This window comes from Streptomyces sp. NPDC101225 (genome assembly GCF_044767585.1).
GTDB lineage: Bacteria > Actinomycetota > Actinomycetes > Streptomycetales > Streptomycetaceae > Streptomyces.
The window spans coordinates 1-11,281 of record NZ_JBIWOE010000087.1 but is presented as its reverse complement, the minus strand read 5'-3'; the positions used below and the strand labels follow the sequence as shown (position 1 = coordinate 11,281).

At 69.9% G+C, this 11,281-nt stretch carries 11 protein-coding genes; 8 read left to right on the top strand and 3 right to left on the bottom strand.

The features are described 5' to 3' along the window. Positions 1–149: 149 nt before the first annotated feature. On the bottom strand, positions 150–446 hold the full coding sequence (locus ACIRPX_RS45605; protein WP_404206081.1) for a DUF397 domain-containing protein: 297 nt from the start codon (positions 444–446) through the stop codon (positions 150–152). Between the two features lie 316 nt (positions 447–762). Between ACIRPX_RS45605 and rpsO the strand changes: the two genes are divergently transcribed. The 5 genes from rpsO to ACIRPX_RS45580 all read left to right on the top strand — a co-directional run bounded on the left by rpsO (position 763) and on the right by ACIRPX_RS45580 (position 6,223). Continuing rightward, complete coding sequence (rpsO, locus tag ACIRPX_RS45600; protein WP_067301615.1) at positions 763–1,050, top strand: 30S ribosomal protein S15; 288 nt, start codon at positions 763–765, stop codon at positions 1,048–1,050. A gap of 338 nt (positions 1,051–1,388) precedes the next feature. Then, complete coding sequence (locus tag ACIRPX_RS45595) at positions 1,389–3,605, top strand: polyribonucleotide nucleotidyltransferase (protein ID WP_404206080.1); 2,217 nt, start codon at positions 1,389–1,391, stop codon at positions 3,603–3,605. Continuing rightward, positions 3,602–4,981, top strand: a complete 1,380-nt coding sequence (locus ACIRPX_RS45590) for a M16 family metallopeptidase (RefSeq protein ID WP_404206079.1) — start codon at positions 3,602–3,604, stop codon at positions 4,979–4,981. The genes ACIRPX_RS45595 and ACIRPX_RS45590 overlap by 4 nt, the downstream gene beginning before the upstream one ends. A gap of 38 nt (positions 4,982–5,019) precedes the next feature. Continuing rightward, on the top strand, positions 5,020–5,772 hold the full coding sequence (gene dapB, locus ACIRPX_RS45585; protein ID WP_404206078.1) for a 4-hydroxy-tetrahydrodipicolinate reductase: 753 nt from the start codon (positions 5,020–5,022) through the stop codon (positions 5,770–5,772). A gap of 13 nt (positions 5,773–5,785) precedes the next feature. Beyond that, the gene (locus ACIRPX_RS45580; RefSeq protein WP_404206077.1) at positions 5,786–6,223 is read left to right on the top strand and encodes a hypothetical protein; all 438 of its coding nucleotides are present in this window, start codon (positions 5,786–5,788) and stop codon (positions 6,221–6,223) included. Positions 6,224–6,386: 163 nt separating this feature from the next. Here ACIRPX_RS45580 and ACIRPX_RS45575 read toward each other — a convergent pair whose 3' ends face one another. Continuing rightward, positions 6,387–6,941: a hypothetical protein gene (locus tag ACIRPX_RS45575; protein WP_404206076.1), complete on the bottom strand. Its 555-nt coding sequence runs from the start codon at positions 6,939–6,941 to the stop codon at positions 6,387–6,389. Positions 6,942–7,031: 90 nt separating this feature from the next. Beyond that, positions 7,032–7,268 (bottom strand): hypothetical protein, encoded by a 237-nt coding sequence (locus ACIRPX_RS45570; RefSeq protein WP_404206075.1) that lies wholly within the window; start codon positions 7,266–7,268, stop codon positions 7,032–7,034. 174 nt (positions 7,269–7,442) lie between these two features. On the opposite strand from ACIRPX_RS45570, the gene thyX reads away from it, so the two are divergent. From thyX to ACIRPX_RS45555, 3 genes are all read left to right on the top strand, one after another. Then, positions 7,443–8,177, top strand: coding sequence for an FAD-dependent thymidylate synthase (gene thyX / locus ACIRPX_RS45565; RefSeq protein ID WP_404206074.1), 735 nt, complete (start codon positions 7,443–7,445; stop codon positions 8,175–8,177). Between the two features lie 211 nt (positions 8,178–8,388). Further along, positions 8,389–9,288 carry a 4-hydroxy-tetrahydrodipicolinate synthase gene (dapA, locus tag ACIRPX_RS45560; RefSeq protein ID WP_404206073.1) on the top strand — a complete coding sequence of 300 codons (900 nt, stop codon included), beginning with the start codon at positions 8,389–8,391 and terminating at the stop codon, positions 9,286–9,288. A 141-nt stretch (positions 9,289–9,429) separates the two neighbouring features. Beyond that, a complete protein-coding gene (locus ACIRPX_RS45555) occupies positions 9,430–11,115 on the top strand; it encodes a ribonuclease J (RefSeq protein WP_404206072.1) in 1,686 nt (561 codons plus the stop codon). The last annotated feature ends 166 nt before the right edge of the window (positions 11,116–11,281 follow it).

Below are 11,281 nucleotides of genomic sequence, written 5' to 3'. Positions count from 1 at the left end.
GGGCGTGCCTCCGGCGATTGGCCGGCGGGGCGCGGGGGCGGCCCCCCCGGCCCCGCCGCCCCGGGGCCCCCCGCCGCCCCCCCCCCCCCGCCCCCGCCCCACGGCGGGGCGAGGCCGGCCCACGACCCCCACCCCGCCGTACGGCGGACCTACGCGTCGGCCGCGCGGTTGCCGTTCTGCGGCGCGGGCTCCAGGTCGAACTCCCCGTCCCGTGCGCCGAGGACGAAGGCGCGCCACTCGGCCTCCGTGTAGCGCAGCACCGTGCCGGGATCGAGCGAGGAGCGCATGGCCACGGCCCCGCCGGGAAGGTAGGCGATCTCGACCCGCTCCTCGTGCTCCTCCGTGCCGGGCGCGCTCTGCCACTGCACGCCGGAGATGTCCAGGGCGTACAGCTCGTCCCGCTCCCGCTCCTTGCGCGCCTTGATCTGCTCTTCCGTCTCCGCCATGCGCAGCGACCCCTTCCCTGCGTACGCGTTCCCGGCGCACGCGAACGACCCGTGCGCTCACCCTAGTGGGGCCGTCCGTGCCTGCTTCCGGCCTTCTCCCGGTTTCCCCCGGCTCGGGTGACACGGGCAGAAGGGCCCCGACTGCCTGGTACCCTGGCTGACGGCCGTTTGTGTACGCACCCCCGGAGCCACCGCAGCAGAGCTGCAGGCACTGGAGGCCGCGCCCAGCGGATCCCCGCCTCCCGAGTAACGGAAGCTCCCCCGAGACAAAGACCGGGGGCACTCGAAGGCCACCGGAAGACCACGAGGAGTACGCGTGTCGCTCGACGCCGCCACGAAGAAGCAGATCATCACCGAGTTCGGCCAGAAGGAGGGCGACACCGGCTCCCCCGAGGTCCAGGTCGCCATGCTCTCGCGCCGGATCTCGGACCTGACCGAGCACCTCAAGACCCACAAGCACGACCACCACTCCCGCCGTGGTCTGCTGATCCTGGTCGGTCAGCGCCGCCGGCTGCTGCAGTACCTGGCGAAGAAGGACATCCAGCGCTTCCGTACGCTGGTCGACCGCCTGGGCATCCGCCGCGGTGCGGCGGGCGCCAAGTAAGACGCCGTGAAGGGAGCGGTTCCCGCGAGTGGGGGGACCGCTCCCTTTGCCGTTGCCGTACGTACGGAAACGTGCGGAGTGTCACTCCCGCTTTGTAGTGTGGTAGCACAACGCAATACGTACGACACAGCGTGACGTGCCGTGCCCACGGGGCAGGCATCACGAGAGGAACGAGGAGAAGCGCTACCTCGCCGCCGCCGGTCCTCGGTAGTGGCCCCCGGGGAATGCGAACCCCGGGTGCTTCGATCGAAGACCGGCCCGCACCAGACGGAGCGCTTCTCCGCAACCGTCCCCCCGCCACACGGGCGAGGAGGGACGAAGACGAGGAGAAAACGCTAGTGGAGAACGAGACCCACTACGCCGAGGCCGTCATCGACAACGGCTCCTTCGGCACCCGCACCATCCGCTTCGAGACGGGCCGCCTGGCCAAGCAGGCCGCCGGCTCCGCCGTGGCGTACCTGGACGACGACACCATGGTGCTGTCGGCCACCACCGCCTCCAAGAACCCCAAGGACCAGCTCGACTTCTTCCCGCTGACGGTGGACGTCGAGGAGCGGATGTACGCCGCCGGCAAGATCCCCGGCAGCTTCTTCCGCCGTGAGGGCCGCCCCTCCGAGGACGCGATCCTCACCTGCCGCCTGATCGACCGCCCGCTGCGCCCGTCCTTCAAGAAGGGCCTGCGCAACGAGATCCAGGTCGTCGAGACGATCATGGCCCTCAACCCCGACCACCTGTACGACGTCGTGGCGATCAACGCCGCGTCCGCGTCCACGCAGCTGGCCGGTCTGCCCTTCTCCGGCCCGATCGGCGGCACCCGCGTCGCCCTGATCAACGGCCAGTGGGTCGCCTTCCCGACGCACACCGAGCTCGAGGACGCCGTCTTCGACATGGTGGTCGCCGGCCGCGTCCTGGAGGACGGCGACGTCGCGATCATGATGGTCGAGGCCGAGGCCACCGACGGGACCATCAAGCTGGTCCAGGGGGGCGCCGAGGCGCCCACCGAGGAGGTCGTCGCCGCCGGTCTGGAGGCCGCGAAGCCCTTCATCAAGGTGCTCTGCAAGGCCCAGTCGGACCTCGCCGCCAAGGCCGCCAAGCCCACCGGCGAGTTCCCGATCTTCCTCGACTACCAGGACGACGTCCTGGAGGCGCTGACCGCCGCCGTCAAGCCCGAGCTCGCCCAGGCGCTCACCATCGCCGGCAAGCAGGAGCGCGAGGCCGAGCTGGACCGCGTCAAGGGTCTGGCCGCCGAGAAGCTCCTGCCGGAGTTCGAGGGCCGCGAGAAGGAGATCTCCGCCGCGTACCGCTCGCTGACCAAGACCCTGGTCCGTGAGCGCGTCATCAAGGAGAAGAAGCGCATCGACGGCCGCGGTGTCACCGACATCCGCACCCTGGCCGCCGAGGTCGAGGCCATCCCGCGCGTGCACGGCTCCGCGCTGTTCGAGCGTGGCGAGACCCAGATCCTGGGCGTCACCACCCTCAACATGCTCCGCATGGAGCAGCAGCTGGACACCCTGTCGCCGGTGACCCGCAAGCGCTACATGCACAACTACAACTTCCCGCCGTACTCCACCGGTGAGACCGGCCGCGTCGGTTCCCCGAAGCGCCGCGAGATCGGCCACGGCGCCCTCGCCGAGCGCGCGCTCGTGCCGGTGCTGCCCACGCGCGAGGAGTTCCCGTACGCGATCCGCCAGGTGTCCGAGGCCCTCGGCTCCAACGGCTCGACGTCCATGGGCTCGGTCTGCGCCTCCACCATGTCGCTGCTGAACGCCGGTGTGCCGCTCAAGGCCCCGGTTGCCGGTATCGCCATGGGCCTGATCTCCCAGGAGATCGACGGCGAGACGCACTACGTCACCCTCACCGACATCCTCGGTGCGGAGGACGCCTTCGGCGACATGGACTTCAAGGTCGCCGGCACCAAGGAGTTCGTGACCGCCCTCCAGCTCGACACCAAGCTGGACGGCATCCCGGCCTCCGTCCTGGCCGCCGCGCTCAAGCAGGCCCGTGACGCCCGCCTCCACATCCTCGACGTGATGATGGAAGCGATCGACACGCCGGACGAGATGTCCCCGAACGCACCGCGGATCATCACGGTCAAGATCCCGGTCGACAAGATCGGCGAGGTCATCGGCCCCAAGGGCAAGATGATCAACCAGATCCAGGAGGACACCGGCGCCGAGATCACGATCGAGGACGACGGCACCATCTACATCGGTGCCGCCGACGGCCCGGCCGCCGAGGCCGCCCGTACGACGATCAACGGCATCGCCAACCCGACCATGCCGGAGGTCGGCGAGCGCTACCTGGGCACGGTCGTGAAGACCACCACCTTCGGTGCGTTCGTGTCGCTGCTCCCGGGCAAGGACGGTCTGCTGCACATCTCGCAGATCCGCAAGCTCGCCGGCGGCAAGCGCGTGGAGAACGTCGAGGACGTCCTCGGTGTGGGCCAGAAGGTCCAGGTCGAGATCGCCGAGATCGACTCCCGCGGCAAGCTCTCCCTGATCCCGGTCATCGAGGGCGAAGAGGGCGACGAGAAGAAGGACGACGGCGACAAGTGACGTCCCGTGGCTTCAAGGCGACGGCCCGCACCTCCTCGGAGGCGCGGGCCGTCGCCCGTACCCAAACCCTCATCAAGGGCGAGAACGGCATCGGCACGGTCCGCAGGACCACCCTCCCCGGGGGCCTGCGCATCGTCACCGAGACCCTGCCCTCGGTCCGCTCCGCGACCTTCGGCATCTGGGCGCACGTCGGCTCCCGCGACGAGACCCCCGCCCTGAACGGCGCCACGCACTACCTGGAGCACCTGCTCTTCAAGGGCACCGGGCGCAGGTCCGCGCTGGACATCTCCGCCGCCGTCGACGCGGTGGGCGGCGAGATGAACGCGTTCACGGCGAAGGAGTACACGTGCTACTACGCGCGCGTGCTCGACACCGACCTGCCCCTGGCCATAGACGTCGTCTGCGACATGCTGACGGGCTCGCTCATCCTCGAGGAGGACGTCAACGTCGAGCGGGGCGCGATCCTCGAAGAGATCGCCATGACCGAGGACGACCCGGGCGACTGCGTGCACGACCTGTTCGCGCACACCATGTTCGGCGACAACGCCCTCGGCCGCCCGGTCCTCGGCACGGTCGACACGGTCAACGCCCTCACCGCGGACCGCATCCGCCGCTTCTACCGCAGGCACTACGACCCCACCCACCTGGTCGTGGCCGCCGCGGGCAACATCGACCACGGCAAGGTCGTACGGCAGGTCCGTGCCGCCTTCGAGAAGGCGGGCGCCCTGGGCGACCCCGGCGCCAGTCCCGTCGGCCCGCGCGACGGCCGCCGCGCGGTCCGCGCCTCGGGCCGCGTCGAACTGCTCGGCCGCAAGACCGAACAGGCGCACGTCGTCCTCGGCATGCCCGGCCTGGCCCGTACGGACGACCGCCGCTGGGCCCTGGGCGTGCTGAACACCGCCCTCGGCGGCGGCATGTCCTCCCGCCTGTTCCAGGAGGTCCGCGAGAAGCGCGGCCTGGCCTACAGCGTGTACTCGTACACCTCCGGCTTCGCCGACTGCGGCCTCTTCGGCGTCTACGCCGGCTGCCGGCCCTCGCAGGTCCACGACGTGCTGAAGATCTGCCGCGACGAGCTCGACCACGTCGCCGAGCACGGTCTGACCGACGACGAGATCGGCCGCGCCATCGGCCAGCTCCGGGGTTCCACGGTCCTGGGCCTTGAGGACACGGGCGCGCTGATGAACCGTATCGGCAAGAGCGAACTGTGCTGGGGCGAGCAGATGTCCGTCGACGAGATGCTGAGGCGGATAGCGTCGGTCACCCCCGACGAGGTCCGTGCGGTCGCCCGCGACATCCTGGGACAGCGGCCCTCCCTGTCGGTCATCGGCCCGCTCAAGGACAAGCAGGCGTCCCGTCTGCACGACGCCGTCGCCTGACATCCGTCGTCGGTAACTCCCGTAAGGAAGCAAGAGACATGAGCAAGCTGCGCGTGGCGGTCCTGGGCGCGAAGGGCCGCATCGGCTCCGAGGCGGTACGGGCCGTCGAGGCGGCCGAGGACATGGAGCTGGTCGCCGCCCTCGGCCGGGGCGACACGCTGGAGACGCTCGCGGAGACCGGCGCCCAGGTCGCGGTCGAGTTGACCACCCCCGATTCGGTGATGGCCAATCTCGAGTACTGCGTGGGCCACGGCATCCACGCGGTCGTCGGCACGACGGGCTGGACCGACGAGCGGCTCGCGCGGCTGAACGGCTGGCTGGCCGCCTCCCCGCGGACCGGTGTGCTGATCGCGCCCAACTTCTCCATCGGCGCCGTCCTCACGATGAAGTTCGCCCAGATCGCCGCGCCCTGGTTCGAGTCCGTCGAGGTCGTCGAGCTGCACCACCCGAAGAAGGTGGACGCTCCCTCCGGCACCGCCACGCGCACCGCCCAGCTGATCGCCGAGGCCCGCCGGAAGGCCGGCTCGGCGCCCGCGCCGGACGCGACTCAGAAGGCCCTGGACGGTGCGCGCGGCGCGGACGTCGACGGCGTCCCGGTGCACGCCGTCCGCCTGCGCGGTCTCCTCGCCCACCAGGAGGTCCTGCTCGGCGGGGAGGGCGAGACGCTGACCGTCCGCCACGACTCCCTGCACCACAGCAGCTTCATGCCGGGCATCCTGCTCGGCGTCCGCCGCGTGGTGACGACGCCGGGCCTGACCTTCGGCCTGGAACACTTCCTGGACCTGGGCTGAGCGACCGACCGTCATGCGCGCGAAGATCTCCTACGCCGTCACGGCCGCCGTCCTGGTCTTCTACTTCGTCCTGGTCGGCAGCCGCGGCGTCATGCTCATCCAGTCCGGCACGGTCCTCACGGTCACCTTCGGCGTGGCGGTCCTGATCCTGCCGGTGATCGGTCTGTGGTTCCTGTGGAAGAACACCCAGTTCGTCCGCAGGGCCAACGCCCTCGCCGCCGAGCTCGACGCCGAGGGCGGCCTGCCCGTCGACGAGCTCGAGCGCACGCCCTCCGGCCGTATCGACCGTGACTCGGCCGACGAGGTCTTCGCCCGGCGCAAGGCCGAGACGGAGGCGGCGCCCGACGACTGGCGCAGCTGGTTCCGGCTCGCGGTCGCCTACCACGACGCCCGCGACACTCCGCGGGCCCGCAAGGCGATGCAGCGGGCGATCGCGCTGCACGACGGCTAGCGCCGTGGCCGGGAAGGCGCACCGGCCCGCACACCTTCCCGGCCACAGCACCAGCCTCCGCTCACGCCGAAGGGGCCGGCCCGCGACAGTGCGGGCCGGCCCCTTCGGCGCGAATGCGGTGAATGCGGTGAATGCGGTGAGTGTGGTGAGCGCCGGGTCCGGGTCAGTGCCGCCCGTTCTCCGCCGCCCAGGCCTCGATCGTGTCCGCCGCCCGGTCGAACGAGCCGTGCCGGGCCAGGAAGTCGGCGTTGTGCGTGGTCATCAGCACCGGCGCCTCCTGCTGCGCACGGCCCCGGCGGACGAGGATCAGCGCCTGTCCCTGTACTGTGCGCGGCAGGCCGAGCCAGCGCACCGGCTGCTGCACCGTACGCACGGACGCGACCTCGGCCCAGGGGGTCGTCCGCGTGCCGAGGAACCTGACCTGGCGCAGCCCGCGCGTACTCACCCACGCCCCCACGCGCAGCAGCCGCAGCGCGCCCGCGATGACGGCCAGCGCGATACCGAAGACCACGGCGGACTCGGCGGCCGACGCGGTGAACGCGATGATGACCGCGGCGAACAGCACGAACGAGGCGAGCAGCAGCCACAGCGCCGCGGCCCCCACCCGCCACGGGCCGGGTCGGTAGGGCCGCTGCCAGCGGTCGCGGTCGTGATACGGCAGCGCGAGATCGTCGGCTGCGTCGAACGCTCGGTCGGCCGTCAGGAAGGGCAGGGGCACGGCTGGTCCTCACTCGTTCCATACGTGGGCTGTGCCCGGTGAGGTTATCCGGCGGTGTCCCAGCTCACCAGCCTCGGGGGTCCGAAGGAGTCAGCGCCCCTGGGAGGCCTGTGACTGCTGGGCCGGTGCATGCGTGTCGGTGGACAGCGCCGGCATGCCGAGGACCAGCGCGCCCACGAGCCCGGCGAGCAGGGTCAGCCCCAGCAGCGACCGCCCGGCGAGCTGACCGAACGAGGCCCGCTCGCGGGGCGGCGGGGCGACATTGCCGCGGAACCGGTCGGCCTCGGCGACGAAGGCGAACGGGACAGGCTCACGACGACGGAACATGGGCGGTGCTTCTCCCCTCGGGGATCGAACTGATGACTGTCACCTACACAGACGCACGAGAGCCCCAAAAGGTGCCCTAATTCCCGACAAGTCACAGACTCCAGGTGCTGCCACGGTGGTCGCGGGCTGCCCCGTACAGTGGGCGCGAACCCAAGACGTGATGGAAGGACTCCCGTGACCTCCGGCGATGCCCCCAAGCCGTACCTGCGCAGTGATGTCACCGTTGAGCTGGTGAAATCCAGTGCATCGGACGCCGACGTCCTCTTCGCCGCCCGCGTCTCGACCCTGGGCGAGCAGTCCTTGGAGGAGCTTCAGAAGGACCCCGAGCGGTCCAAGGGACTGATCAACTACTTGATGCGCGACCGGCACGGCAGCCCGTTCGAGCACAACTCGATGACGTTCTTCATCAGCGCCCCCATCTTCGTCTTCCGTGAGTTCATGCGGCACCGCGTGGGCTGGTCGTACAACGAGGAGTCGGGCCGCTACCGGGAGCTCGAGTCGGTCTTCTACGTTCCCGGCGAGTCGCGCAAGCTCGTGCAGGAGGGCCGGCCGGGCAAGTACGTCTTCGTCGAAGGCACTCCTGCGCAACGCGCCGCGGTCACCGGTGTGCTGACGGAGTCGTACGAGCAGGCGTACACGGCCTACCAGAAGCTCCTGGCGGAGGGCGTCGCCCGCGAGGTCGCCCGCGCCGTCCTGCCGGTGGGGCTCTTCTCCTCGATGTACGCCACGTGCAACGCCCGCTCGCTGATGCACTTCCTCGGTCTGCGCACGCAGCACGAGCTGGCGAAGGTCCCCTCCTTCCCGCAGCGCGAGATCGAGATGGTCGGCGAGAAGATGGAGGCCGAGTGGGCCAGGCTGATGCCGCTCACGTACGCCGCCTTCAACGCGAACGGCCGTGTGGCGCCGTAGTGAATCCCACCTCTCCGGCCGGGCGCGGGCGTACGGGCCAGTCTGGCGAAGTGTCCGTATTGCGGCATTTGGAGAAGTTCATCTAGCCTGATCAAACGGACCCGGTACTGCTTGAACCCCCGAGCAGGCAGTACCGGGCTCCGCATTTGTCCTGACTTATCCCGCACCCCTTGGGCAGACCGCACACGGAGCAGCGAGTAGCGTGTTCCCCATGGCTCCGACCTCGACTCCGCAGACCCCCTTCGGGAGGGTCCTCACCGCCATGGTCACGCCCTTCACGGCGGACGGCGCACTCGACCTCGACGGCGCACAGCGGCTCGCCACCCACCTGGTGGACGCAGGCAACGACGGCCTGATCATCAACGGCACCACCGGTGAGTCCCCGACCACCAGCAACGCGGAGAAAGCGGACCTCGTACGGGCGGTCCTGGAGGCCGTCGGCGACCGGGCCCATGTGGTGGCCGGCGTCGGTACCAACGACACCCACCACAGCATCGAGCTGGCCCGGTCCGCCGAGAGGGTCGGCGCGCACGGCCTCCTCGTCGTCACGCCGTACTACAACAAGCCCCCGCAGGAGGGCCTGTACCGGCACTTCAAGGCCGTCGCCGACGCCGCCGAACTGCCGGTCATGCTCTACGACATCCCCGGCCGCAGCGGCGTCCCGATCAACACCGAGACGCTCGTCCGGCTCGCCGAGCACCCCCGCATCGTCGCCAACAAGGACGCCAAGGGCGACCTCGGCCGATCCAGCTGGGCCATCGCCCGCTCCGGCCTCGCCTGGTACTCCGGCGACGACATGCTGAACCTGCCGCTGCTCTCGGTGGGCGCCGTCGGCTTCGTCTCGGTCGTCGGCCACCTCGTCACGCCCGACCTGCGCGCCCTCGTCGACGCCTTCGTCTCGGGTGACGTGCAGAAGGCCACCGAGATCCACCAGAAGCTGCTCCCGGTCTACACGGGCATGTTCCGCACCCAGGGCGTCATGACCACCAAGGCCGCCCTCGCCCTCCAGGGCCTGCCCGCGGGCCCCCTGCGCGCACCCATGGTCGAGTGCACGCCCGAAGAGATCGCCCAGCTCAAGATCGATCTTGCCGCCGGCGGGGTACAGCTCTGACAACAGACTTGGCACGACAGGCTTCACAACTGAATAAGCGGGCCACCGGTGCCTGCGCCCCACAACGACAACTGCTCATGCACGAACGTCACGCGCGCCACGTGCCCACCGGTACGTGGCGCGTGTGGTGAGGAGAGTCTTTTGAGTCATCCGCATCCTGAACTCGGCTCGCCGCCGCCGCTCCCCGAGGGCGGCCTGCGGGTCACCCCACTCGGCGGCCTCGGTGAAATCGGCCGAAACATGACGGTCTTCGAGTACGGCGGCCGTCTTCTCATCGTCGACTGCGGCGTGCTCTTCCCCGAGGAGGAGCAACCGGGGATCGACCTGATCCTGCCGGACTTCTCGTCGATCAGGAACCGCCTCGACGACATCGACGGCATCGTCCTCACGCACGGCCACGAGGACCACATCGGCGGCGTCCCCTTCCTCCTCCGGGAGAAGCCCGACATCCCGCTGATCGGCTCCAAGCTGACCCTCGCCCTCATCGAGGCGAAGCTCCAGGAGCACCGCATCCGCCCCTACACCCTGGAGGTGGCCGAGGGGCACCGCGAGCGCGTCGGACCCTTCGACTGCGAGTTCGTCGCGGTCAACCACTCGATCCCGGACGCCCTCGCCGTGGCCATCCGCACACCGGCCGGCATGGTGGTGCACACCGGCGACTTCAAGATGGACCAGCTTCCGCTGGACCAGCGCCTCACCGATCTGCACGCGTTCGCCCGGCTGAGCGAGGAGGGCATCGACCTGCTCCTCGCCGACTCGACGAACGCCGAGGTCCCGGGCTTCGTCCCGCCCGAGCGCGACATCTCCAACGTCCTGCGCCAGGTCTTCGCGGGCGCCCGCAAGCGGATCATCGTGGCGAGCTTCGCCAGCCACGTCCACCGCATCCAGCAGATCCTGGACGCGGCCCACGAGTACGGCCGCCGGGTCGCCTTCGTCGGCCGTTCGATGGTCCGCAACATGGGCATCGCCCGGGACCTCGGCTATCTGAAGGTCCCGCCGGGCCTGGTGGTCGACGTCAAGACGCTCGACGACCTCCCCGACCACGAGGTGGTCCTGGTCTGCACGGGATCACAGGGCGAACCGATGGCGGCCCTGTCCCGGATGGCCAACCGCGACCACCAGATCCGGATCGTCGACGGCGACACGGTCATCCTGGCGTCGTCGCTCATCCCCGGCAACGAGAACGCGGTCTACCGCGTGATCAACGGCCTGACCCGCTGGGGCGCGAACGTCGTCCACAAGGGCAACGCCAAGGTCCACGTCTCAGGACACGCCTCGGCGGGCGAGCTCCTGTACTTCTACAACATCTGCCGGCCGAAGAACCTGATGCCGGTCCACGGCGAATGGCGCCATCTGCGGGCCAACGCCGAGCTGGGCGCCCTCACCGGCGTCCCGCACGACCGCATCGTCATCGCCGAGGACGGCGTGGTCGTCGACCTCGTCGAGGGCAAGGCGAAGATCTCGGGCAAGGTCCAGGCGGGATACGTCTACGTCGACGGACTTTCCGTCGGCGACGTCGGCGAGCCGGCCCTGAAGGACCGCAAGATCCTCGGCGACGAGGGCATCATCTCGGTCTTCGTGGTCGTCGACTCGTCCACGGGCAAGATCACGGGCGGTCCGCACGTCCAGGCCCGCGGCTCGGGAATCGAGGACTCGGCCTTCAGCGCGGTGATCCCGAAGATCACCGAGGTACTCGAACGCTCCGCCCAGGACGGCGTGGTGGAGCCGCACCAGCTGCAGCAGCTCATCCGCCGCACGCTCGGCAAGTGGGTCTCCGACACCTATCGCCGCAGGCCGATGATCCTCCCGGTCGTCGTGGAAGTCTGACGGCACACGACGCCGCGGACGCGTCAACTGGCAGCGGGGGGGGGGGCGGGGGGGGGGGGGGGCCCCCCCCCCCAAAGTTTAAGGGACCCCCCGAGAGGCACCCCCCCAACAAAGTGGCCCCCCACAAAACCCCCCCGGGGGCGGGAAAAACAACCACAAAAAAATA

Bases quoted from the DNA above. Each gene is read 5' to 3' on its own strand.
- ACIRPX_RS45605 (WP_404206081.1), bottom strand. From the start codon at position 446: ATGGCGGAGACGGAAGAGCAGATCAAGGCGCGCAAGGAGCGGGAGCGG.
- dapB (WP_404206078.1), top strand. From the start codon at position 5,020: ATGAGCAAGCTGCGCGTGGCGGTCCTGGGCGCGAAGGGCCGCATCGGC.
- ACIRPX_RS45580 (WP_404206077.1), top strand. From the start codon at position 5,786: ATGCGCGCGAAGATCTCCTACGCCGTCACGGCCGCCGTCCTGGTCTTC.
- ACIRPX_RS45570 (WP_404206075.1), bottom strand. From the start codon at position 7,268: ATGTTCCGTCGTCGTGAGCCTGTCCCGTTCGCCTTCGTCGCCGAGGCC.
- dapA (WP_404206073.1), top strand. From the start codon at position 8,389: ATGGCTCCGACCTCGACTCCGCAGACCCCCTTCGGGAGGGTCCTCACC.